Below are 23,538 nucleotides of genomic sequence, written 5' to 3'. Positions count from 1 at the left end.
TGAATTAGGCGCCGATCACGCCGCGATCGGTGCGCCGGATCATCACCGTGGCCGAGCGCGGAATGGCGTTGCCGCCATCCGGCCAGTGGCTGGCATAGTTTGCGGACGCGAAATCCTCGGCGGAGGTGGTGGCGCCGGGGTGCTGGACATTGACGAAGATGGTGCGGTGATCGGGCGTGGTGACCACGCCGGTGATCTCCTGGCCGACAGGGCCGGTCAGGAAGCGCTTGATCTCGCCGGTCTCGGGATTGGCCGCCAGCATGGCGTTATTGCCGAACACCGTGTGATTGCCCCGGTACATCACGCTTTCGGAGATGTCGGTCTGGATCCACAGGCGCCGGTTGGCGTCCATCCACAGCCCGTCCGGGCTGGAGAAGATATTGTCGTCGGTGAGCGCCTCGCCATGCATGTCGGCGCTGTCTTCATGCGGGCCGGCTATGACGAACAGGTCCCAGGTGAAGGTCTGCGCCTCCTGGCCGCCATCCTCATGCCAGCGGATGATATGGCCGAACGGGTTCGGCCCGCGCGGATTGGCGCCGTCAATATCGTCCGCCGTGCGCTGGGAGTTGTTGGTGAGGGTGAAATAGACCGCCCGGGTTTCCGGATCGACCGTGCCCCATTCGGGCCGGTCCATGGGCGTGGCGCCGACGAAATCGGCCGCCAGGCGCGTATTGACCAGCACATCGGCCTGGCTGACGAAGCCATTGCTTTCGTCCAGACCATTCTGGCCATGGACCAGAGCCAGCCACTCGCCCGTGCCATCATCGTGGAATTTCGCCACATAGAGCACGCCCTCGTCGAGAATCTCGCCGCGCGTCACGCCGCGCCGGAATGTCCCGGCCGAGACGAATTTGTAGATGTATTCGTTGCGCGCATCATCGCCGGTATAGCAGACGACCTTCTCGCCATCGTTCACCGGCGCGAACACCACGCCCTCATGGGCGCAGCGGCCCAGCGTGGTGCGCTTGACCGGCGTGCTGTCAGGATCGAACGGGTCGATCTCCACCATCCAGCCGAAGCCATTGGGTTCGTTGCGGTAATCGCCTTCCGCGCTGTCGGCCTTCGTGGAAGCGTCAAAGCGCACGAAACCGTCCGCGCCGTCCGCTGCAAGGTGCCAGTTGGGACGCGACATGCCCTGGCGCACGCCATAGCGCGCATGTTCGCGCGGCAATTCGGCGTCATTGTTCACAAACGCGCCCGACCAGTTCTCTTCAGCCGCCATATAGGTGTTCCAGGGCGTCACGCCGTGGGCGCAATTGGCGAAGGTGCCGCGCGTGCGCTCGCCCTCGGGGGAGAATTTGGTCTTTACCAGATCGCTGCCGCGCACCGGGCCGGCGATTTCCATCTCGGTCAGGGCGGTGATGCGCCGGTTGCGCGGGTCGGGAACAATGCGCCATTCGCCGTCCGCATCCTCGCGGATGCGCGCCACCGATACGCCATGGGCGTTGAGTTCTTTCAGCACCATGTCCGGATCGCGCGGACCGGCATGGTCCGGCACCGACCAGGCCGTCATGGCCTGGCCTTCCACCTTGCCCGCATGCAGGAAGCGCGGCTCGATATATTCGTGATTGACCACCAGAAGGCCGTCCGTGGAGCTGCCCTGCCAGGGGTCTTGGCCCTCGATGGGGAAGAAGTGCATGCCGTCATGATGCATGCCTGCCTGCTCGCCTTGTTCAGCGCCGGTATTGTGCGGACTGAATTCAGGCATGGCGCCGGTGACGGGATCACCCCAGCGATAGATCACCTTGGCCTCATAGCCTTCCGGCACGATGAAGGCGTCGGATGTGTCGACGGGAACCGGCTCGAAGTTCAGCGCCGGTCCCGCACCTGCTTCGAGCGCGCGCGCCACGCCGGTGGTGGCGAACAGCCCGCCCACCGCCGCGCCCAGCGAGCCCTTCAGGAAGCCGCGCCGGCCAAACCGCGCCGCCATGATCTCGGCGAAGGGTTTATTGTCCGAGGCGTTGCATTCCGGCTCATAATCGGGATCGAGCATGTCGCGCATGTGATCAGGGCTCCAGTCTGGATGTAATGGGTATGACGCCAACATGTCAGAGCAATGTGACGGAGGCATGATCGGTGCTGAGTCCTCCCGCCGCAAGTGCGTTTCCAGCGGGCTTCAGGCGCGCTAGACCGGCGACATGACGCGCACCCTGCCCGCCCATGACACCACCGCGCTTGATGACGCCGCCGGCATTTTGTCGCGCGGGGGGCTGGTCGCGGTCCCGACCGAGACCGTATACGGCCTCGCCGCTGACGCCATGCGGGGCGAGGCTGTGGCGCGAATCTATGAGGCCAAGGGCCGGCCGCGCTTCAACCCGCTGATTGTCCATGTGGACAGCCTCGCACGCGCAGAACAGCTGATCGAACTGAACCAGACGGGCCGCCGGCTCGCTGCCGCGTTCTGGCCCGGTCCGCTGACCCTGGTGGCGCCGCTGCGCGCAGACGCCGGAGTGGCGGACCTGGTCACGGCCGGTCTCGAAACCCTGGCCGTGCGCTGGCCGGATTCCGAGGCCCTGACCGGCCTCGTCGCGCGCCTGGACCGCCCACTGGCCGCGCCCAGCGCCAACCGCTCCGGCGCGGTCAGCCCGACCCGGGCCGCCCATGTGCTCGAAAGCCTGGGCGGGCGCATTGATCTCATTCTCGATGGCGGCCCCTGCCGTGTGGGACTGGAAAGCACGATTGTGGACGTGACCGGCGCGCAGCCTGTCCTCCTGCGTCCGGGAGGCGTGACGCGCGCCGCGCTGGAAACGGTGTGCGGCCCCCTCGCCTCAGCATCCCCCGCCCCGGACCGGCCCAGCGCCCCCGGCCAGCTGTCCAGCCATTACGCGCCAAAGGCACCGGTGCGCCTGAACGCAACCAGGCACCATCCCGGAGAGGGTTTTCTGGCGTTTGGAAAACCACCTGAGGGTGTTGGTTTTGACGTCATTAACCTTTCTGAACGATCAGACCTAGCCGAAGCAGCCGAAAGACTGTTTTCTGCTTTGCGCCGTCTGGACGAACGCTTTAGCGCCATCGCGGTCGCGCCAATCCCGGACGAAGGTCTGGGCGAAGCGATCAATGACCGGCTCCGGCGAGCGGCGGCAGATCGCACCAACACACGCTGAACGTGCAATACGCTGCACTGCGTGGCACTATGAAGGAATGGGCATGCAATCTGGCCTCTATGTCAGCCGTTTCAGAACCCCGCTCGATGATGCGGGCGGGGTCATCTACATAGACGGAAACCGGGTCTATGGCGGCGATACCGGCATGTATTATGTCGGCGAAATCATCAGCGAGGGCGAGGAAGTGCGCGTCACCTTGCGCGTGCGCCAGCATGACGACAGCCGCCAGTCCGTTTTCGGCGATCACCGCGATTTCAGACTTTCCCTGACCGGGCGCAAGCGTGGCGCCGAATACGTGTTTGAAGGCCGCGCTGACAAGGCGCCCTCCATCCGCTTTGAGGCCACGCTGCGCCTCGCCCCGCTTTGAGCAATCAGATCACTTGCGGCTGAAGGCCCAGCGCGCCGGCCAGCGCGTCAAACCGCGTGCGCGCGCGCTCGATCACCAGGCCTTCAGAGCCCGGATCGACCCTGAGCACCAGCTCCTGACCGGACCGGTCCAGGCGGAACGCCTCCAGCACCGGAGCCGATCGCCCGGACAGGGCCGCGCCCAGGCGCAGGGCCAGGCCCAGCTTCATGGCGCCCGTCTCTTGCGACTCGTCCAGCAGGCGCCGGGACGGGCAGGTCTCGTCGCGCAGCTTGCGTCCCGCATAGCGATGATGCATGGCCAGCGCCAGAAAGCCGCGCTCGGCATGGTTCACGCCGCCAAACGGGGCGTAGAGAGTCTGGGTGCTGGCCAGTTCGGCGCGGTGATCAGGATGCATGCGCCCGCCCAGATCGGCCAGGCGCGCACAGGCGCCGCGCAGAACCCGGTCGCGCTCCGGCCCGAACAGCACCGGCTCGCCGGCGAAAGCCGGCTCGATCCACTCGGCCAGGGCCGGGCCGAAATCGGGCTCGGGCGAAGCCTGGCTGGCCAGCGCCTCGGCGCCCGCCAGCAGCGGATCGCCCTCGGTAATCAGGCGCAGATCGCGCGCGCACACCACGCCTTCGCGCAGGCCGAAGGCTGAGAACACCACCTTGTCAAACCGGCCTTTCTTGAGGATCCGGCGCATGAGCAGCGCAGCATAGGGCAGAAGCGCGGCGCGCTTGGAGGACACGCCCGGCACGGCGGCCAGCGAGGCCTCGCTCTGGGTGATGGCGAAATCGGCTGCGCGCGCCACCTGGGCGGGGGTGAGCGCATACTGGTGCAGCAGCACCAGAGGGTAATCATCAAGCGCCATGGCCAGATGGGCCAGGGCGCGCCAGGCCCCGCCCACGGCGTAGAATGTCGGACCCGACAATTCCAGCTGGGGCGCGGCGCTGGCCAGCGCCGCATCGATCGCCTCTTTGAGGGAAGGTTCCGAAATGGAGCCGTTGAGCATGGCCAGCGGCCCCAGAGGCAGGGTGACCGCCGGGCCGGCCCGGCGGCCCTCGACCGGGGTCAGCTCCAGGCTCGACCCGCCCAGATCGCCGGCCAGGCCATGACCCTCGCCAATGCCCGCCAGCACGCCCAGCGCCGAGCGCCGCCCCTCCTCCTCGCCCGAGAGCACCTCGATCTCCAGCCCGGTATCGGCCTGCACCCGGGCGATGAAACCGGGTCCGTCGGCGCAATCCCTCACCGCCGCCGTGGCGGTGACGTGACGGTCCTCTACGCCCTTTGCGTCGAGCAGATGGGCGAAACGGCGCAGCGCCCGCAGCGCCGTCTCCACCCCTTCAGGATTCAGCTCTCCGCTCTGGCGGGCGCCACGGCCCAGGCCCGCCATCACCTTTTCATTGAACACCGGCCACAGCGCGCGCCCTTCCAGGCGGAACTGCACCAGACGCACCGAGTTGGAGCCCACATCGATCACCGCCACGTCGCGGCGTGAGACCTCCTCCGGCGCGGGCGCCGGCGGGCGCGGTCGGAAACGGCGCATCACCGGCGCGGCCCCACAAACGGAAAGGCAGGCGGCTGGTCGGTCTTGAGCGCCTGGCCCCGGCCCGACAGGCTGGGATTGGTCATGAAATAGGCATGGGCGTTGAACGGGTCGGCCACGCCCTCGATATCCACCCGCTGGTATGCGCCATCAGGCTGCATATACCAGCTCTGGGTCTCGTCATTGAGATTGGCCACCATGATCTGGTCGAGGACCTGGCGGTGCACGGTGGGGTTCTCGACCGGGCACAGCGTCTCGATGCGCCGGTCCAGATTGCGCGGCATCCAGTCGGCCGAGGAGATGTATATCTCCGCCTGCGGCGAGGGCATGGGCGCGCCATTGGCGAAACAGGCGATGCGCGAGTGCTCCAGGAAACGGCCCACGATGGATTTGACCCGGATATTCTCCGACAGGCCCGGCACGCCTGGGCGCAAACAGCAAATGCCCCGGATCACCAGCTCGCAGCGCACGCCCGCCTGGCTCGCCTCATAGAGCCTGTCGATCACGGCCGGATGGACCAGCGAATTCATCTTGGCCCACACCGCAGCGGGCTTGCCGTCGCGGGCGTTGGCGATTTCGCGGTCGATCCGGGCCAGGATGAATTCCAGCATGGAGATGGGCGAAATCACCAGCTTCTCCAGGCCCGTCGGACGGGCATAACCGGTGACATAGTTGAACACACGGCCCGCATCGCGGCCATAGGCCGGATCGGCGGTGAACAGGGACAGATCGGTATAGATGCGCGCCGTGATCGGGTGGTAATTGCCGGTGCCGAAATGGGCGTAGGTGCGCAGCTCCCTGCCCTCCCGGCGCACCACCAGCGAGATCTTGGCGTGGGTCTTGTACTCGATAAAGCCGTAGACCACCTGCACGCCCGCCCGCTCCAGATCACGGGCCCATTTCAGATTGGCCTCCTCGTCAAAACGGGCCTTGAGCTCGACCAGCGCGGTGACGTTCTTGCCGTTCTCGGCCGCCTCGATCAGGGCGGCGACGATGGGGGAGTCCTTGGAGGTGCGGTAGAGCGTTTGCTTGATGGCGACAACGTCAGGATCACCCGCCGCCTGGCGCAGGAACTGCACCACCACGTCAAAGCTTTCATAGGGGTGATGGACGATCAGGTCCTTGGCCCGGATGGCCGCAAAGCAATCACCGCCGAAATCGCGGATGCGCTCGGGGAAGCGCGGCTCATAGGGCTCGAATTTCAGCTCGCTGCGGTCATCGGGGATGAGCTGTGAGAGCTGGGACAGGCCCAGAAGGCCGTCGACCAGGTGAACATCCTGCTTTTCGGCGTGCAGGTGCTGGATGATGAAGCGGCGCAGGTCCTCGGGCATGCCGGCGTCCATTTTCAGCCGGACCAGCACGCCCCGGCGGCGCTGTTTGAGCAATTGCTCGAACTCGCGCACCAGGTCCTCGGCTTCCTCCTCGATCTCGATATCGCTGTCGCGGATAATCCGGAAAGCGCCCTTGCCCAACAGGTCATATCCGGGAAAGAGCGCGTCCACGAACAGGATCAACACCGTTTCCAGCGCGATGAAGCGCTTGGCGGGACGGCCTTTCTCGTCACGGGTCTCGCATGGGATTTCAATGAAGCGCTTGACCCCCGCAGGCAGCGGGACCAGCGCATTCATCACCTTGCCGTCGCTCTGGCGCTTGAGCTTGAGCACCACGGCGAAACCCAGATTGGGGATGAAGGGAAAGGGATGGGCCGGATCAATCGCCAGCGGCGTGATCACCGGCAGGGTGTGGGCGAGAAAATCATCGCGCAGCCAGGTGCGTTCGGTCCGGGTCAGCGCATTGAGCTCGACCAGCTCAATGCCCTCGCCCTGCAGCACGGCGCGCACCTCGCGCCAGCACTCAAGCTGGGCCTTCATCAGCCCGCCCGCCGCCGTATCGATCATCTCCAGCTGCTCTGACGGCGTCAGCCCGTCCAGGCCCGGCCGGTCCATCCCGTTGCGGATCTGGGCGCGCAGACCCGCCACCCGCACCATGTAGAACTCGTCAAGATTGCTAGCCGAAATGGACAGAAAGCGCAGACGCTCCAGCGCCGGATGGCGCGCATTGCCGGCCTCGTCCAGCACACGCCAGTTGAACTGAAGCCAGGACAGCTCCCGGTTCAGAAACCGCCCCGGCGAACTCATCAGGCTGGCGCCGTCCACACTCTCAGGCACGGGCTGAACACTCATGGCGAGCTCAGGGCCTCAAGCCCTTCCCTGGCCAGCGTGCGCGTCACCGGCCCCTTGCGGGCCAGGGCTTCACGATCCAGCCAGGCGACCAGGCGCCGGGCGAACTCCACAGAGCGCTCCATGCGGGTCAGCAGATAGTCCAGAACCCCTGGGGTCATGGGCGTGCGCCGGTCGCGGATCAGCTTTTCCATCACCTGGCGCAGCAGGGCGTCATCGGGCTCGTGCAGCACCGCCGTCTCGGCGGCCTTCAGGCGCGAGGCGAGATCGGCCAGGCGCACCGGCCAGTCCTCGGGCGCGCGCGCTGCGGTCATCAGCACCGTCACGCCGGCATCGCCCGCCGCCCGGTTGATCAGATGAAACAGCGCCGCCTCCTCCACGCCCAGATGACAGTCCTCCACCAGCACCGCGCTGCCGCGCCCGACCTGGGGCAGGCTGGCGGCCAGCGTGGCCGGATCGAGGCGCAATGCATCGGCGCGCGCCGCCCAGATGGTGGACAGATGGGTCTTGCCCGCGCCCGCAGGTCCAATGAGCATCAAATGGCCATGCCGCCATCGCGGCCAGCGATTGACCAGCGCCAACGCGGACGCATTGGCTTCGCTCACCGCATAGCTCTCGGCCCGGTAATCGGGCGCGAGGGCGAGATCAAGGGCGAGCTGGGTGCGGTTCATCGCCGGCTTCGCACCGTCCAGCCCAGTTCGGAATCGCGCTCCAGCCGCGCGCCGCGGGCGGCCAGTTCAGCTTCCACCTGATCACGCGCGCCGCGATGGGTCAGCATCATGGCCGCTCCGGTGCGCGACAAGGCGTCCAGGCGCGCATTCTCGATCAGGGCCGCGCCCGCCACAGCGCCCTGCAGGGCGCGCCATTCACTCAGGTTTGAAAACAGCACCGTGACTTCCAGCTCGGCGCTCTCGCCGCCACGCACGATGGCGCGGCGCTTGAAGGCGTCTTCCTGCCGCTGGACCATGCGCCGGGCGGCTTCACCAAAATCGCCCGCGCCGGCGATGCTGGCGAGATCCTCGCGGCGCGTATCGGCTCCATCGAAATGCATGATCACACCGGCGGTGCGCACCTGACCGCCACCCGCGCGCGCCAGGACCACGGCGACTGAATCCACCTCATAGGCCCGCGCCAGCGCCCTCAGGGCCGTCTCGTCCAGATTGCGCGCCTCGGAGCTGGAGATCAGGCCGCGGCCCAGCGGCTCGCCTGCCTCGCTCTGACGCGAGCCCAGTGCGATGAAGGGGGTCAGCGCGTGCTGATGCCCGCCTTCGAGCCAGGCGTCATGCCAGCCTCCACGCCAGAGCGAATCGCCGCTCTCGCCTTCCATGACCGGGACCACCAGCACCGGCGAGGCCTGGCTTTCCACGAAGGCTGCGCCGCGCTGGGCGAAGAAGCTGCGCACGGCGCGCGGATCAAATTGCAAGGTCAGAACGCCCCGGTAGCGCGTGGCCGAGCGCTGCTCATTGGCGATGCGCAGGCCCCCGATCATGGCGGCTGCGTCTTCCGCGCTCACGGTGTGCAACCCGGCTTCGTCGCGGTCTTCAGGCAGGGTCAGGCGCTCGATCAGGCGCATCGCGCCGCGCACCTGGCCGTCGGACATGGCCCGCCGCTGGGCCTCGAACGCGGTGTCGGCGGTGGCGTCGATCTCCACGCCCGTGACCGTGAAGGGTGAGCGCGCTTCGGCGGGGCTGAACAGCGCCAGCGCAGCGGCTGCCAGGGCGGCCAGCACCGCCTGCCCGATTTTCAAGCTCATCACCGCCTCTCCCTTGCCGCACCTTGCTTGGCCCGACTATACGCTGCGCGGCGCGCGGGTGAAGCCCTGGCGGCGCCTGCGAGCGCGGCGCCCGGCCCTCGCCATGGCGCGCATTCAGCGGTATGCACCGCGTTCATGTCTGCTGAATGAAGGAGGCTGGCCTTGTCCCGTCCGGACGCCCCCCAGGAGGGCCTGACCTATGCCGGCGCCGGTGTTGATATCGACGCGGGCGACGCGCTGGTCGAGGCGATCAAGCCGCTGGCGAAAACCACCGCCCGTCCCGGCGCCGATGTGGCGCTGGGCGGTTTTGGCGGCGCCTTTGATCTCAAAGCCGCCGGTTTCAACGATCCGGTGCTGGTGTCCGGCACGGACGGGGTGGGCACCAAGCTAAAGCTGGCCATCGATACCGGCCGTCTGGACACGGTGGGCATTGATCTGGTGGCGATGTGCGTCAACGACGTGCTGGCCCAGGGCGCCGAGCCGCTCTTCTTTCTCGACTATTTCGCCACGGGCCGCCTCGACCCCGTGCGCGGCGCGGCCATCGTATCAGGCGTCGCCGAGGGCTGCCGGCGCGCGGGCTGCGCCCTCATCGGCGGCGAGACGGCTGAAATGCCCGGGCTCTATACGGGCGATGATTTCGATCTGGCGGGCTTTGTCGTCGGCGCCGCCGAGCGCGGGACGCTCTTGCCGCGCCTTGACGCCATGAAGCCCGGCGATGCGCTGATCGGGCTCGCCTCGTCGGGCCCTCACTCCAACGGCTATTCCCTGATCCGCAAGATCGCCGCGCACGCCGGGCTGGGCTGGACCGATCGCGCCCCGTTCGCGCCGGAATTGACGCTGGGCGAGGCGCTGCTGGCGCCCACGCGCATCTATGTCAAAGCGCTCCTGCCGCTGATCGCTGAGGGCCGCATCAAGGGCCTGGCCCACATCACCGGCGGCGGCATCACCGAGAACACCCCGCGCATGCTGCCTGACCATCTCGATTTCGAGGTGGATTACGCCGCCTTTGCGCGGCCTGAGGTGTTCAACTGGCTGCAGCAGGCCGGCGGCGTGGCCGAGGCCGAGATGCGCCGCACCTTCAATTGCGGGATCGGCATGATCGCCGCGGTGGAGGCCGGTGAGGCCGAAGCCATATGCGCCGCCCTCAACGCGGCGGGCGAGGATGCGCGCGTGATCGGCGCGCTGAAGGCGCGCTAGGCCATGGCGCGCGTGCGCACAGCCGTGCTGATCTCCGGGCGCGGCTCCAACCTGCAGGCCTTGCTGGACGCGGCGGCCGATGCGTCTTTCCCCGCCGAGATCGTGTGCGTGATCTCCAACCGCCCCGGCGCGGGCGGGCTGGCGCGCGCCGAAGCCGCTGGCGTTGCGGCGCTGACGCTTGATCACAAGGCCTATAATGCGCGCGAGGCGTTCGAGGACGCCCTGCACGCAGCGCTGACCGATCAGGGCGCTGAGCTGGTGTGCCTGGCCGGCTTCATGCGGCTTCTGACCCCCGGTTTCGTCCAGCGCTGGCAGGGGCGGATGATCAATATCCACCCCTCCCTCCTGCCTTCGTTCAAGGGCGTGGACACCCACCAGCGCGCGCTGGACGCCGGCGTGAAGCTCACCGGCGCCAGCGTGCATTTCGTCAGCGCGGAGATGGACGCCGGGCCGGTCATCGGCCAGGGCGCGGTTCCGGTCCTGCCCGGCGATGACGCTGCAGCGCTGGCCGCGCGCGTCCTGACGGTGGAGCACAAGCTCTATCCTGAATGCCTGCGTCAGGTGGCCAGCGGGCAGGCGCGCCTTGTGGACGGGCGCGTGGTGATCGCACGCGGCGCGCCCGCGTCCGCCATGCTTCTCAACCCGCCGCCCATCTGAGCCTTCAGCGCCGCCGGGGCGGGGCGGACGGCAGCACCATGCCGCCCTGAAAACCCAGCATGGCCCGCGCCGGACGCTCCAGCGCCAGGCGCCGGCGCACCAGCGCGCCGGTCACCTCCTCGTCCGGCGCGATCAGGCGCTTGCGGCAGCGCGAGCAGCTCAGCCGCGCCGCCAGCTCGCCTTGCGTCCAGTAGCGCGCGTCGGGATCGGCGGCGATCACCGCAGCCGGGTCGATCACAGCCTTGTAGCCGCAGCGGCAAGCGGCCACGAAGCGGTAGCCGTCCAGATCGCGCAATTGCAGGGGATGGGCGCCGGTCATGTGAAGTCCCTGAAGTCGGGGATGCGGGTATAGGCGATCTTCCCGCCCGCATACTGGCCGGGCGGCGGGCGCAGCGGGCCGACTGACACCACCGTGCGGTGATATTTCTGGTTCAGCCGGTCGATGGCCTCGGCGATGGTCTCCCAGCGCGCCTGGTCGCGCTCTTCGCGGGCGAACAGGTCCAGCTGGCGCTCGCCCTTCCACAGATCGGACAGGAACACGCCCACGCGCACCGGCCGGCTGCGCGCAGGCAGGACGTCATGGGCCTGGCGCCAGAGCTGGTCGAGCCGTTTGAGGCAGGTGCGGTCGTCATGGGCCGCCGGGCGCAGGGGCAGACCATCGCCCCAGGAGCGGTCCTTCAGCGACAGCCAGATATCGAGCCGTCCGGCCGCATAGCCTTCCGCGCGCATGCGCCGGGCCGCCTTGATCAGCAGGAAGGTGGAATAGTCCTGCGCCTGGGCCAGCGTGCGGTGGCTGGGCGGCAGCACCCGGCCATGGCCGAACATGGCGCGCCGGGACGCCTGGCCAGGCACGTCATAGCCGTGGAGCACATACCAGAAGCGCTCGCCGGCCACCGAGCCCCAGATGGCGCGCAACTGCTTGGGCTGGCTGTTCCACAGCGCGGTCATGTCGGTGATCCCGGCGCGCTCCAGGCGCGCCACCATGCGCGCGCCCAGGCCGGGAATATCCTCCAGCCGCTCCTGCAACAGGCGCCCGGGCATGTCCCCGGGGTGCAGGATGGTGATGCCGTCAGGCTTGTTCCACTTGCAGATGATCTTGGCCAGATGGGCGTTGGGCGCGAACCCGATGGAGCCGGTGATCACCGGCGCCACAGCGGCCATCTCGCGCTTGATCGCCCGGCCCAGCGCCGCCGGATCGCCGCGCCAGCACGGCTCCACCGGGGCGGCCAGCTCGTCAATAGAGCATGCACCTTCAATGGGCGCACAGCGCTCGATGGCCTCCAGCAAGGCGTGATGGGCGCGCACATAGAGATCCGGCTTCTGCTGCACGAAAGCGATGTCCGGGCACAACTGGCGCGCCTGCGTGCACGGCGTGCCGGTCTTCACCCCGGCGGCCTTGGCCTCCTTGGACACCGCGATGCAGATGGAGCGCTCGGTCTCCTCGAACGGGACCACGCCTACCGGACGCCCGCGCAGGCGTCTGTCGGCCTGTTGCTCGACCCCGGCGAAGAAGCCGTCAAAGTCGATATAGAGCCATTCAATGGCGTCGGGCTTGCGCATGAGGTTTGCGTCCGGGCGCTTGGAACATATGCGGAACATTGTGGGTCGGCGGCGCGCAAAGTCAATCGCCGCCCCTGCACCGCCCCGGGGACAAGCCGCCCTGCCGGCGCCCTCAAGCGTGGCATTCCTGCCGCGCCGCACAGGTGAAACAATCGCGCGGACTTAACACCGGGGCATGCGCGCGCTAACGTTTCGTCAAGACTTGTGGCGGGATGTCCGCGCGCCGAGGGGGCGCAAGGGCGCCGGTCCGCCAGTGCGGTTTCACAAGGGGGGATGGACGCGCAATGACGTCGGAAGTGATGATCATGAACCGCCAGGCGGTCGTGCTGGCGGCGGACAGCGCGGTCACCTATGGCGGCGGCCCCGATCCGGTGGTGACGCTGGAAGCGGAGAAAATCCTGCGCCTGGGGCCGAACATGGCCGTCATGGTCTATTCGCGCGGCGACGTGCTGGGCCGCTCCTGGTCGCATATCGCCCACGCCTTCGTGAAGCAGCATGACAACGCCGAATACGCCTCGGTGGACGATTGCGCGCGCGCCTTCTTCTCCTTCATCGACCATAACCGGCGCCTGTTCCCGGAAGACGAGGAGATGGAGGAGTTCGAGCACCTGATGCGCGCAGCCTTCCTGACCGTGCTCAGCCACGCCAAGGCCATGCGGCGCTACCCCGCCGGCGGCTACGATAATGACGCCGCCGCCTTCGAGGCCGCGCTCGATCTCTATCGCGAGCATCTCATCCATGACGAGGCGGGCGCCGAGCGCCAGTCCCTTGAGGTGTTCGCCGAGTTCGACCGCACGCGCTTCTACGAGCGCTATGCGGCCATGCTCGACGGTCTGATCGAAGAGGCGCTGGGCGCGTTCGGCATGCAGGCCGAGATGCGCGACAAGCTGTTTGACTTCGCCTATATGATCGCCACCCGCCCGGCCTTTCTGGAGCCTTATGCGGGCCTGGTCTTCGCCGGTTTTGGCGAGGGCGACGTGTTTCCGGTCTACGCCCATTACTACGCCTCGATCCTGGTGGACGGAGTGATGAAGCGCGCCCATGACGAGACCATGCGCGTGGGCGTGGAGGACGGCCCCAACGCCTATCTGCGCACGTTTGCGCAGGCGGAGATGACCCACGCCTTCCTGCGCGGCATCCATCCCCTGATGTTCGACGTGATGCTGTCGCTGAACTGGATCACCAATGAGTCCGCCGCCGAGGCCGCGCTCAAACAGGCCGGCGTGCCCGATGAACAGGCCGAACCGGCCATGGACGCCCTGCGCGAGGGCCCCCTGCCCAGCCTGACGACGGAATTCGCCCGGGCGGTCCAGGAAATCTCCCAGGAGGAGTTCATCAATCCCTTCGTCCAGGTGGTGGCCGCCTCGGGCAAGCGGCAGCTGGCCGAAACCGCCAAGTCTCTGGTCGAGCTCAATATTCTCAAAAGCGCCCTGCACATGACCCAGACCGGGGTGGGCGGAGACGTGGATGTGGCCATGATCTCGCGCACCGGCGGGCTGGAATGGTATGCTCTCAAGTCCTGATGACGCGCCCCGCCAAGGAGGCTGACATGACCGATACGCCCAAGCCGCTGGATCTCGAGGAAGCGCGCGCCGCCATGACGCGCGCACGCCAGGCCGTCGCGCCCGCCGCCGTGCGCGCCCCGCGCCCGGCCGATCTGTCCCGCCTGCAGGAGGCTGAAGCGCGCGCGCTGAAGATCGACGCGCGCGCCGGCGCTTTCCGTGACTCCGTGCGCGATGTGCTGGGCCTTGGCGGCTATGCCGGACCGGTCAGCTCGCCTTCACGCCGCGCCGCCCACGCCATGAGCGCGCCCCTGTGCGACGCGGACATGTGCGCGCCGGTGCGCATCGAGCCTGCGCCCGCGCGCAGCGCGGACCTCGCCCCGCCACCGCCCTCGCCGTCCCAGGCGGACGGGCCGTCTGACGCCATGGAAGCCGAAGGCCCCGGCCCGGACGGCGCTGCGGACCTGTCCTCCGCCGACGCCAGCGCCGAACCCGGCCCCGCCGACATCGCCCCGGACAGCGAACCGCGCAAGACACGCAAGAAATTCCTGGGGATTTTCTAGGGCGGGGCGCTCTCCCTTCAGATACAAGACAGCCCGCCCCGATTGCCTCGCGCGGGGCTCATCCGCTATAGGCTGGCGCGATCCACTGTCCCGGCTCGTCACGCAAGGGAGCGCCCCCGCTCATGGCCGCCTATCAATACGTCTACCATATGGACAAGCTCGCCAAGACCTATCCGGGCGGCAAGCAGGTCTTCTCCGGCATTTCGCTGCACTTCCTGCCTGACGCCAAGATCGGCGTGGTGGGCGTCAACGGCGCGGGCAAATCGACCCTTCTGCGCATCATGGCGGGCCTGGACACCGATTTTACCGGCGAGGCCTGGCCGGAAAAGGGCGTGCGCGTGGGCTATCTGCCCCAGGAGCCCAAGCTCGACGAGTCCAAGACGGTCTGGGACAACGTCATCGAGGGCTCTGAGGACAAGCGCATCTATGACGCCTACAACGCCATCGCGGTCAAACTCGCCGAGGATTATACCGACGAGCTGATGGAGGAGATGACCGCCCTGCAGGAGCAGGTGGATGCGCGCGATGCGTGGGACATCGATTCCAAGATCGAGATGGCTATGGAGGCCCTGCGCTGCCCGCCGGGCGAGGCGTCGGTCACCAATCTCTCCGGCGGCGAGCGCCGCCGCGTGGCGATCTGCCAGCTGCTTTTGTCCAAGCCCGACATGCTGCTGCTGGACGAACCGACCAACCATCTGGACGCCGAGAGCGTGGCCTGGCTGCAGCACCATCTGGAGAATTATCCCGGCGCGGTGCTGATCGTCACCCACGACCGCTATTTCCTGGACGCCATCACCACCTGGACGCTGGAGCTCGATCGCGGCCAGGGCGTGCCCTACAAGGGCGGCTATTCCAGCTGGCTGGAGCAGAAAACCAAGCGCCTGGCGCAAGAATCCCGTGAGGAAAGCGCCAAGCAGCGCGCACTCGCCCGCGAGCTGGACTGGATCCGCGCCAGCCCGAAAGCCCGTCAGGCCAAGTCCAAGGCGCGCATCAAGGCCTATGAGGAAATGCGCGACAAGGCGGATCGGGAGAAAATCTCCACCGCCGTCATCCGCATCCCGCCGGGCCCGCGCCTGGGCGGCAATGTGGTGGCGTTCGAAAATGTCTCGAAGGGCTTTGACGACCGGCTGCTGATCAAGGATCTCGAATTCAAGCTGCCCCCGGGCGGCGTGGTGGGCGTGATCGGCCCCAACGGCGCGGGCAAGACCACCTTGTTCAAGATGATCATCGGCGAGGAAAAACCCGATAGCGGATCGGTCACCCTCGGCGAGACGGTGAAGCTCGGCTATGTCAACCAGAGCCGCGACGCACTCGATCCCTCCAAGACCGTCTGGGAGGAGATTTCCGGCGGCAATGACATGATCCTGCTGGGCGAGGCCGAAGTGCCCAGCCGCGCCTATGTGGGCGCCTTCAACTTCAAGGGCGGCGACCAGCAGAAAAAGGTCGGCGTTCTGTCGGGCGGTGAGCGCAACCGGGTGCATCTGGCCAAGATGCTCAAAGAAGGCGGCAATCTGCTCCTGCTTGACGAACCGACCAACGATCTGGACGTAGAGACGCTCTCGGCGCTGGAAGCGGCGCTGGAGGACTTCCCGGGCTGCGCGGTGGTGATCTCTCACGACCGCTTCTTCCTGGACCGCATCGCCACCCACATCCTCGCCTTTGAAGGCGACAGCCATGTGGAATGGTTCGAGGGCGCGTTCTCCGACTATCTCGAGGACAAGAAGCGCCGTCTGGGCACCGACGCGCTGGTGCCCAAGCGGGTCAAGTTCCAGAAATTCGCGCGCTGATCACAGACGAAGGCGAAGCGATAAAAGTCCAATCTCAGGCGCAAGGGGTGATGAACCCTCTGCGCGGGCTATAATTTGAGGTGAGACAAGCTGCCACTGGAGACCCATGACCCGCACCCAACGCACCGCCAAGCTGAAGCTGCGCAACGCCACGCTGGAGGATGTGGACGCCATTCTGGCGCTGCAGGCGCGCGCCTATCCGTCCATGCAGCCCGACCCGCCCTCCATGATCCGCGGCCAGATCTCCGCCTTCCCCGAAGGCCAGTTCATCGTGGAGTTCGAGGACGAGGTGGTGGGCTGGTGCGCCAGCTTCATCATCGACGAGGCGGCCGCGTTTGCGCCCCATGACTGGGCGGGCATCACCGGCAACGGCTTCGCCGCGCGCCACGACCCGGACGGGGAGTGGGTGTATGGCATGGAAGTGGCGGTGGACCCGGCCCGCCGGCGCCTGCGCATCGGCGAGCGGCTCTATGTGGCGCGCCAGGCGTTGTGCGAGGACTGGAGCCTGAAGGGCGTGGTGTTCGGCGGCCGGCTGTCGGGCTACCGCCGCAAGAAGCGCATCTATCCAACGCCCGAGGCCTATCTGGCCGCCATCGAGGCGCGCGAGATCCGTGACGGCGTGCTGAATTTCCAGATGCGCATGGGCTATGAGCCCGCGGGCGTGTTGCGCAATTATTACCCCGAGGATGGCGAGGCGGGCGGTCACGCCGCCCTGATGGTCTGGCGCAATCCAGCCTGGGCCGAGGGCCAGGGGCCGGGCCGCCTGCCCTCGCCCAACACGGTGCGCGTGGCGGCGGTGCAGCTGAAAACCCGCGAGGTGGAGACCGTGGCCGAGTTCGAGCGCACGGTGGAGTTCTTCGTGGACGCCTGCGCCGAATACGACGCCGATTTTTGCGTCTTCCCGGAAATGTTCACCGTGCCCTTGCTGTCGCTGGAAAAGCGCAAGCTGACGCCCGAGGAGAGCATTGCGGCGCTGACCCGCCACACCAAGCGGTTTGTGGAGTTCATGAGCGCGCTGGCGGTGCGCTACAATATCAACATCATCGGCGGCTCCCACCCCACCAAACTGGAGAACGGGACCATCCAGAACGTCGCCTATGTGTTCTTGCGCGACGGCTCGATCCACACCCAGGAAAAGATACACCCCACGCCCAATGAGCGCTTCTGGTGGAATATCAAGGGCGGCGACACCGTGGCCGCCATCCCCACCGATTGCGGGCCGATTGGCGTGCTGATCTGTTATGACAGCGAGTTTCCCGAGCTCGCCCGGCGCCTGGCCGACGAAGGCGCGAAAATCATCTTCGTGCCCTATGCCACCGACGACCGTCCGGGCCATTTGCGGGTGCGCTATTGCGCCCAGGCGCGCGCCATCGAGAACCAGCTCTATCTGGTAACTGCCGGCAATGTAGGCAATCTGCCGGGTGTGGCCAATATGGACGTGAACTACGCCCAGGCCGCCATCATCACCCCGTGCGATTTTCCCTTCGCCCGCGACGGCCTGGCCGCCGAGGCCAGCGAGAATGTGGAGACCATCGCGGTCGCCGATCTGCACATGGATTCGCTGGCCGAAGCGCGCCGCTCCGGCACGGTCAGAAACCTGCGCGACCGGCGCTTTGATCTCTACCGGATTGTGTGGACGGACAGGGGGTGAGGGCCTGCACCCCCAGCCCCCTCAAAAATCACAGCGCCTAGTGATAGCGGCGGATGAGGCCGACCAGACGGCCCTGCACCTTCACCTCGCCAGGGCCGAAAATGCGGGTTTCATAGGCGGGGTTGGCCGCCTCCAGCGCAATGGACCCGCCCTTCTTGCGCAGTTTTTTAAGCGTGGCTTCCTCGTCGTGGACCAGCGCCACCACGATATCGCCGGTATCGGCGGTCTCGGAGCGCTTGATGATCACCAGATCGCCTTCGAGAATGCCCGCCTCGATCATGGAATCGCCGCGCACTTCCAGTGCGAAATGCTCCCCGCGCGACATCATGGCCGCAGGCACTGAGAGCCGGTCCACCTCGTGCTGGATCGCCTCGATGGGCACGCCCGCCGCAATGCGCCCGAGCACGGGCACCTCGATGCTAGCGCCCTCCCCGCCCCGGCGGGAGAAATCGGCCTCCACCACATTACCGGCAGGCTTCGGCGCGGCGCTGTCGGGCATTTTGAGCACTTCCAACGCGCGGGCGCGGTGCGCCAGGCGGCGGATGAAGCCGCGCTCCTCCAGCGCGCTGACCAGGCGGTGCACGCCGGACTTGGACGCCAGCTGCAGCGCATCCTTCATCTCGTCAAAGGAGGGCGACACGCCGTCCTCGCTCAGGCGCTTGTGAATGAAGAGCAAAAGCTCGTGCTGTTTCTTGGTTAGCATTGCGCCCTCGGCAGGTCAGAACAAAACCGGAAAACCTGATAATGTTCTACGCCTGTTCCGGGTTAACGTCAAGTGAAGGCGGCTATGCGCCCATCAGTGCGCGAGTGGCGGCGCTCACATCGTCCTGCCGCATCAGGCTTTCGCCGACCAGCAGGGCGCGCGCGCCGGCGCCCTGCATGCGCATCGCGTCGGCACGGGTGAAAATGCCGCTTTCAGCCACCAGCAAGATCTCCGGCCAGGCCATGGGCGCGAGCGATTCGAAGGTCTCCAGCCGGGTCTCGAAGCTGCGCAGATTGCGATTATTGACCCCGATCAGGCGTGAGGGCAGCGCCAGCGCACGCGTCATTTCCTGCGCGTCGTGCACCTCCACGAGTGCATCCATGCCCAGCGCCTGCGCGCCCTCAATCAGATCACGGGCCAGCGCATCGTCCACCGCGGCGAGAATCACCAGAATGCAATCAGCGCCCAGCGCGCGCGATTCGGCCAGTTGCCAAGTATCGTAGAGGAAGTCCTTGCGCAGCACCGGCAGGTCTACGGCTGCGCGCGCCGCTGCCAGATAATCCTCATGACCCTGAAAACTCGGCGCATCGGTGAGCACGGACAGGCACGCCGCGCCCCCGTCCTGATAGGCGCGCGCCAGGGCGGGCGGATCAAAATCAGCGCGGATCAGGCCCTTGGAAGGGCTCGCCTTTTTGACTTCGGCGATCAGGGCAAGCCCGGCCTGCGCGCTTTCGCGCTCCAGCGCGTCCAGAAAGCCGCGCGGGGCCGGAGCAGCCTTCACGGCGGCGTCAAGCTCGGACGCTGAGATGGCAGCCTTGCGCGCGGCGATCTCCTGGCGCTTGTAGGCCTCGATGCGCTTGAGGGCGTCGCTCATGGCTCGCCCCGGCTGATGGCGCCCAGACGCTCCAGCACTGTGCGCGCGCGCCCGTCATCAATGGCCGCGCCGGCCAGCGCCGCGCCCTCCTTGAGATCGCCCGCCAGCCCGGCGAGCTTCAGCGCAGCAGCGGCGTTCAGGATGACGATGTCGCGATAGGGGCCGGGCGCGCCGTCCAGCAGCGCGCGCACAGCAGCTGCGTTCTCCTCCGGCTCACCGCCCTTGAGATCGTCCAGGCGCGCACGAGGCAGTCCGGCGTCTTCGGGCGTGATCTCGTACTGGCGGATGGCGCCGCCGGGGCCGAGCTCGGCGGCGTAAGTCACGCCGGTGGTGGTGATTTCATCCAGCCCGTCCGCGCCATGGACGATCAGCGCCGCTTCAGCGCCCAGATCGCGCAAGGCTTCGGCCATGGGGGTGAGCCAGGCCCGGTCGAACACGCCCAGAAGCTGGCGCTTTGCACCGGCCGGATTGGAGAGCGGGCCCAGGAGATTGAACACGGTGCGCACGCCCAGCGTCTTGCGCGCCGGGCCCACATGACGCACAGCGCCGTGATGGGCCGGGGCGAACAGGAATCCTGCGCCCGCCTCATGAAGCGCACGCTCCACCCGGTCCGGGCCGGCGGTCAGATCCACGCCCAGCGCCGCCAGCACTTCGGCCGAACCCGATTTCGACGATGCCGCCTTGTTGCCATGCTTGGCCACCACAGCGCCCGCGCCCGCCGCCACGATCGCGGCCGCAGTGGAGATGTTCCAGGTGCCGCGCGCATCCCCGCCCGTGCCGCAGGTGTCGATGGCGCCCGCGGGCGCGTTCACTGGCGTCATGCGCGCACGCATGGCCTCAGCCCCGATGCGCAGGGTCTGCGGGCTTTCACCCACCGCGGCGAGCGCCAGCAGGAAGCCGCCGGTTTCCACCGGATCGGCCTCGCCGTCCATCAGGGCGTCAAAGGCGGCGCGCAGGGCGGTCTCATCAGGCTCGCGCCCGGCGGCCAGGGCGGCGATGGCGGAACGCATGCGGCTCATCAGGCGGCGGCCTTCTTAAACCCGGCGATATCGAGGAAATTGGCCAGCAGGTCGTGACCGTGCTCCGAAGCAATGCTTTCAGGATGGAACTGCACCCCGTGCACAGGCCGGCTCTCATGGGCCAGGCCCATGATCTCGCCATCAGCCGTGCGCGCCGTGACGCGCAAGGGGCTGTCATCGGGCAGGGATACTGCCAGCGAGTGATAGCGCGTGGCGGTGAAGGGCGAGGGCAGTCCGGCGAAAATCCCGGTCCCGTCATGGCTGATAGGGCTGGTCTTGCCATGCATGATGTCGCGCGCCTGCACCACCTTGCCGCCATAGACCTGCCCGATGGCCTGATGGCCAAGGCAAACGCCCAGGACCGGCAGGGTTTCCGGCGCGGTTTCGATCAGCTCCAGGCAGATGCCCGCCTTGTCCGGATCGCACGGGCCGGGGCTCAGCACCACGGCGCGCGGGTTCAGGGCCAGCGCCTCGGCCGCGCTCATCACGTCATTGCGGATGACATGAGTGGGCGCGCCCAGCTCCTCGAAATAGTGCACGAGGTTGAAGGTGAAGCTGTCGTAGTTGTCGATGATCAGCAGCATGGCGGCGCTCGGTCCTCGTGCCCGGGTGGCAGGGGAATTTAGGCAAGCGCGCGCCGTGCGCCAACCGCGACTCGCTGTAAAGCTCTGATCATGATCCGGTGTGCGGCATATGCGCCTCATCTGGGCGCGGCTCTGGGCGCGGCGCTGATGGCGGGCGCGTTGGTGGCGTTCAGCGCCGGAGAACGCGCGCCGCTGGCTGAAAAAACTGCGCCCCAGGCCGGTATCGTGCTGGCAGAGCAGCATCTTGACGGCCCGGCCCTGCCTGGTCCGCATACGGCGCCCCACGTCACTGCGGCTCCGCAGATCACGCCTTCCCCCCTCCCCGCCCCGGACGCCGCAGATCCCGCGGCAGCGCCAACCGGCCCCATGCTGGCGGTGATCATTGATGATGTGGGGCTCGACCGGGCGGCCGCGGAGCGTCTTATGGAGATGCCGGTGACGCTGGCCATCCTGCCTTATGCCGCAGGCGCACCGGAACTGGCCCAGGCTGCGAACTCCGCCGGGCGCGAGGTGTTCGTACATCTGCCCATGGAGCCGGGCGGCGTGGATGATCCCGGCCCGTTTGCGCTGAGCCGCAGCCAGGATGCGCGCGCCATCGCGGCGCGGGTGCGCTGGGCGTTTACGCGCGTGCCGGGCGCGTCCGGTTTCAACAATCACATGGGCAGCGGCTTTACCGCCGACCGCGCCGCCATGGACGCGGTGTTCGCCGCCCTCGCCGGGCAGGAAGGCCAGCTGGTGTTTGTGGATTCGCTCACCGGTCCGCGCTCGGTGGCGGCGCGCGCGGGTTCGGATGCGGGGTTCGCCGCCCTGCGCCGGGATGTGTTCCTGGATGTGGAGCGCAGCGATGCCGCGATCTCAGCGCGGCTGGACGAGGCGCTGGAGATGGCGCTGGCGCGCGGCCACGCCGTGACCATCGGCCATCCCTATCCCGAAACGCTCAGCGTGCTGGAAAGGCTGGAGGAACGCGCCGCAGCGCGCGGCGTGAGGCTCGTCAGCGTGAGTACGCTGGCGGGCGCACTGGAGGCGCGCCCGCCATCATGAGGCTCAGCGCATGTGTTCGGGCGGCACCACCGGCGCTTCGCGCAGAAGCGTGATGGACAGGCGCCGGTTGCCGGGCAGATAGGGATCGTCGGGATAGAGCGGTTCGGCGCCTGCACGCCCGCGCACCTCGGCGATGCGGTGATCGGGAATGCCGGTCCCGGCCAGCACGCGCAGGGCGGAATTGGCCCGGTCAGAGGACAGTTTCCAGTTGGTCGGCGCGCCCTGCGGGACCGGGCTGGAGTCGGTGTGGCCTGATATGGTGATCCTGTTGGGCAGGCGCGCCGCGATCTCGCCCACAGCGGCCAAGAGCACCCGCGCGCGCTCATTGGGCTCCACCGAGCCCGGATTGAACATCGGGCGGCCTTCCTGGTCGATCAGCTGGATGCGCAGGCCCTCAGGCGTGTCCTCGATCAGCACGTGATTGGACAGCTCGGCGAGCTCGGGCATCTCCTGCAGCGCCTGGCGCAGGGACTGTTCGGCGCTGGCGAACTCCACCGATTCGCGCCGGGCGATGGCGCCGGCCATGGCGTCCACGGTCACCTCGGGCTCATCGCCTACCGAGCCGCTGGACGAGGTTTCCTGTTCGCGCAGCTGCTCCTCGGCGGGGCGCGGCGCCAGACGGTCGACGATCGCCGCCGTGCCTGACGATCGCGGGCCTTCCTGGCCGAAGCTGGTGCCGCCCAGCACCCCGCCCGAACCGGACATGGACTGGCTGACGCTGGCGGGGGCGAAATAGTCAGCGATGCCCTGACGCTGCTCGGGTTCGGTGTTATTGATCAGCCACAGCATGAGGAAGAACGCCATCATGGCCGTCACGAAGTCGGCATACGCCACCTTCCACGCGCCACCATGGTGGCCGTGCGCAGCCTTCTTGATCTTCTTGATGATGATCGGCCTGTCGTTCGCCATTTCCACCCACCCAAGGCGTATTATGTTTGCGCCCATCATGCCGCGTCAGGGTTAAGGCGGGGTTTCCCCAAAGGCCAAGGAGCCGCATTTTGAGTACCGAACGGGCCTATCGTGACGCGCTGGCGCGCTTTCCCACCGGCGTGGCGCTGGTCACCCGAACCGAGGATGGACAAGGGCGGGCCATGACCATCAACTCCTTCGCCAGCGTGTCGCTGTCTCCGCGCCTGGTGCTGTGGTCGCTGGCGCGCGACAGCCTGCGCTATGGCGCTTTCCTGGCCGCAGAGCATTACGCCATCAACGTGCTTGCGGGCGACCAGGCCGGGCTGTCGGCGGCGTGCGCGCTGGATGACGATATGGACGCTGCAGGCGCGCGCTGGACGCCCGGCGCTCATGGCGCGCCGCTGGTGGAAGGCGCAATCGCGCGGTTTGAATGCACGCGCGTCGCGGTGCATCCTGGCGGCGACCACATGATCATCCTGGGCGAGGTGACGGCTTTCGATGCGCCGCGCGCGGCTCCGGCCCTGGTCTTCCATCAGTCAGGCTATTCGCAGGCAGGGTGAAC

General features: G+C 67.4%; 22 protein-coding genes. 10 read left to right on the top strand and 12 right to left on the bottom strand.

The window, feature by feature from the left end:
* Positions 1-4: 4 nt before the first annotated feature.
* Positions 5-2,002 (bottom strand): PhoX family protein, encoded by a 1,998-nt coding sequence (locus tag F1654_RS00815; protein ID WP_150021614.1) that lies wholly within the window; start codon positions 2,000-2,002, stop codon positions 5-7.
* A gap of 136 nt (positions 2,003-2,138) precedes the next feature.
* Between F1654_RS00815 and F1654_RS00810 the strand changes: the two genes are divergently transcribed.
* Both F1654_RS00810 and F1654_RS00805 read left to right on the top strand, forming a co-directional pair.
* Positions 2,139-3,104, top strand: a complete 966-nt coding sequence (locus tag F1654_RS00810; protein ID WP_150021613.1) for an L-threonylcarbamoyladenylate synthase — start codon at positions 2,139-2,141, stop codon at positions 3,102-3,104.
* 43 nt (positions 3,105-3,147) lie between these two features.
* Positions 3,148-3,471, top strand: a complete 324-nt coding sequence (locus F1654_RS00805) for a GrlR family regulatory protein (RefSeq protein ID WP_150021612.1) — start codon at positions 3,148-3,150, stop codon at positions 3,469-3,471.
* 4 nt (positions 3,472-3,475) lie between these two features.
* Here the strand turns inward: F1654_RS00805 and F1654_RS00800 are convergent, their stop codons facing one another.
* Genes F1654_RS00800 through F1654_RS00785 form a run of 4 tightly spaced genes read right to left on the bottom strand, consistent with a single transcriptional unit; the run spans position 3,476 to position 8,929 of the window.
* Positions 3,476-4,996 (bottom strand): Ppx/GppA phosphatase family protein, encoded by a 1,521-nt coding sequence (locus tag F1654_RS00800; protein WP_150021611.1) that lies wholly within the window; start codon positions 4,994-4,996, stop codon positions 3,476-3,478.
* Positions 4,996-7,179, bottom strand: coding sequence for an RNA degradosome polyphosphate kinase (locus F1654_RS00795; RefSeq protein ID WP_233205039.1), 2,184 nt, complete (start codon positions 7,177-7,179; stop codon positions 4,996-4,998). Before F1654_RS00795 ends, F1654_RS00800 begins: the two co-directional genes overlap by 1 nt.
* On the bottom strand, positions 7,176-7,847 hold the full coding sequence (locus tag F1654_RS00790; protein WP_150021610.1) for an AAA family ATPase: 672 nt from the start codon (positions 7,845-7,847) through the stop codon (positions 7,176-7,178). Before F1654_RS00790 ends, F1654_RS00795 begins: the two co-directional genes overlap by 4 nt.
* Positions 7,844-8,929 (bottom strand): DUF2066 domain-containing protein, encoded by a 1,086-nt coding sequence (locus tag F1654_RS00785; RefSeq protein ID WP_150021609.1) that lies wholly within the window; start codon positions 8,927-8,929, stop codon positions 7,844-7,846. The genes F1654_RS00790 and F1654_RS00785 overlap by 4 nt, the downstream gene beginning before the upstream one ends.
* A gap of 162 nt (positions 8,930-9,091) precedes the next feature.
* On the opposite strand from F1654_RS00785, the gene purM reads away from it, so the two are divergent.
* On the top strand, positions 9,092-10,126 hold the full coding sequence (gene purM, locus F1654_RS00780) for a phosphoribosylformylglycinamidine cyclo-ligase (RefSeq protein WP_150021608.1): 1,035 nt from the start codon (positions 9,092-9,094) through the stop codon (positions 10,124-10,126).
* 3 nt (positions 10,127-10,129) lie between these two features.
* Entirely contained in the window at positions 10,130-10,783 is a 654-nt protein-coding gene (purN, locus tag F1654_RS00775; RefSeq protein WP_150021607.1) for a phosphoribosylglycinamide formyltransferase, read from the top strand.
* 4 nt (positions 10,784-10,787) lie between these two features.
* Here purN and F1654_RS00770 read toward each other — a convergent pair whose 3' ends face one another.
* Together F1654_RS00770 and F1654_RS00765 are read right to left on the bottom strand one after the other, a co-directional pair.
* Positions 10,788-11,102, bottom strand: a complete 315-nt coding sequence (locus tag F1654_RS00770; protein WP_150021606.1) for a hypothetical protein — start codon at positions 11,100-11,102, stop codon at positions 10,788-10,790.
* Entirely contained in the window at positions 11,099-12,343 is a 1,245-nt protein-coding gene (locus tag F1654_RS00765; protein ID WP_150021605.1) for a Y-family DNA polymerase, read from the bottom strand. Before F1654_RS00765 ends, F1654_RS00770 begins: the two co-directional genes overlap by 4 nt.
* 284 nt (positions 12,344-12,627) lie before the next feature.
* Between F1654_RS00765 and F1654_RS00760 the strand changes: the two genes are divergently transcribed.
* The 4 genes from F1654_RS00760 to F1654_RS00745 all read left to right on the top strand — a co-directional run bounded on the left by F1654_RS00760 (position 12,628) and on the right by F1654_RS00745 (position 17,846).
* Positions 12,628-13,866 (top strand): hypothetical protein, encoded by a 1,239-nt coding sequence (locus tag F1654_RS00760; RefSeq protein WP_150021604.1) that lies wholly within the window; start codon positions 12,628-12,630, stop codon positions 13,864-13,866.
* A 26-nt stretch (positions 13,867-13,892) separates the two neighbouring features.
* Positions 13,893-14,408, top strand: coding sequence for a hypothetical protein (locus F1654_RS00755; protein ID WP_150021603.1), 516 nt, complete (start codon positions 13,893-13,895; stop codon positions 14,406-14,408).
* Between the two features lie 122 nt (positions 14,409-14,530).
* Positions 14,531-16,195, top strand: a complete 1,665-nt coding sequence (gene ettA, locus F1654_RS00750; protein WP_150021602.1) for an energy-dependent translational throttle protein EttA — start codon at positions 14,531-14,533, stop codon at positions 16,193-16,195.
* A 106-nt stretch (positions 16,196-16,301) separates the two neighbouring features.
* The gene (locus tag F1654_RS00745) at positions 16,302-17,846 is read left to right on the top strand and encodes a carbon-nitrogen hydrolase family protein (protein WP_150021601.1); all 1,545 of its coding nucleotides are present in this window, start codon (positions 16,302-16,304) and stop codon (positions 17,844-17,846) included.
* Between the two features lie 37 nt (positions 17,847-17,883).
* On the opposite strand, the gene lexA is transcribed toward F1654_RS00745, so the two are convergent.
* The 4 genes from lexA to F1654_RS00725 form a co-directional block, all read right to left on the bottom strand.
* The gene (gene lexA / locus F1654_RS00740; RefSeq protein ID WP_150021600.1) at positions 17,884-18,549 is read right to left on the bottom strand and encodes a transcriptional repressor LexA; all 666 of its coding nucleotides are present in this window, start codon (positions 18,547-18,549) and stop codon (positions 17,884-17,886) included.
* A gap of 82 nt (positions 18,550-18,631) precedes the next feature.
* Positions 18,632-19,423: an indole-3-glycerol phosphate synthase TrpC gene (trpC, locus tag F1654_RS00735; RefSeq protein WP_150021599.1), complete on the bottom strand. Its 792-nt coding sequence runs from the start codon at positions 19,421-19,423 to the stop codon at positions 18,632-18,634.
* On the bottom strand, positions 19,420-20,442 hold the full coding sequence (gene trpD, locus F1654_RS00730) for an anthranilate phosphoribosyltransferase (RefSeq protein ID WP_150021598.1): 1,023 nt from the start codon (positions 20,440-20,442) through the stop codon (positions 19,420-19,422). The genes trpC and trpD overlap by 4 nt, the downstream gene beginning before the upstream one ends.
* Positions 20,442-21,026 carry an anthranilate synthase component II gene (locus F1654_RS00725; RefSeq protein ID WP_150021597.1) on the bottom strand — a complete coding sequence of 195 codons (585 nt, stop codon included), beginning with the start codon at positions 21,024-21,026 and terminating at the stop codon, positions 20,442-20,444. The genes trpD and F1654_RS00725 overlap by 1 nt, the downstream gene beginning before the upstream one ends.
* 90 nt (positions 21,027-21,116) lie before the next feature.
* Here F1654_RS00725 and F1654_RS00720 point away from each other — a divergent pair, with 90 nt between their 5' ends.
* The gene (locus F1654_RS00720; RefSeq protein WP_150021596.1) at positions 21,117-22,067 is read left to right on the top strand and encodes a divergent polysaccharide deacetylase family protein; all 951 of its coding nucleotides are present in this window, start codon (positions 21,117-21,119) and stop codon (positions 22,065-22,067) included.
* Between the two features lie 3 nt (positions 22,068-22,070).
* Here F1654_RS00720 and F1654_RS00715 read toward each other — a convergent pair whose 3' ends face one another.
* Positions 22,071-22,976 carry a flagellar motor protein MotB gene (locus F1654_RS00715; RefSeq protein WP_150021595.1) on the bottom strand — a complete coding sequence of 302 codons (906 nt, stop codon included), beginning with the start codon at positions 22,974-22,976 and terminating at the stop codon, positions 22,071-22,073.
* Positions 22,977-23,065: 89 nt separating this feature from the next.
* Between F1654_RS00715 and F1654_RS00710 the strand changes: the two genes are divergently transcribed.
* On the top strand, positions 23,066-23,536 hold the full coding sequence (locus F1654_RS00710; protein ID WP_233205038.1) for a flavin reductase family protein: 471 nt from the start codon (positions 23,066-23,068) through the stop codon (positions 23,534-23,536).
* Positions 23,537-23,538 lie beyond the last annotated feature (2 nt).

This window comes from Alkalicaulis satelles (genome assembly GCF_008630495.1).
GTDB classification, from domain to species: Bacteria; Pseudomonadota; Alphaproteobacteria; order Caulobacterales; family Maricaulaceae; genus Oceanicaulis; species Oceanicaulis satelles.
This window is presented reverse-complemented; position numbering and strand designations above follow the sequence as displayed.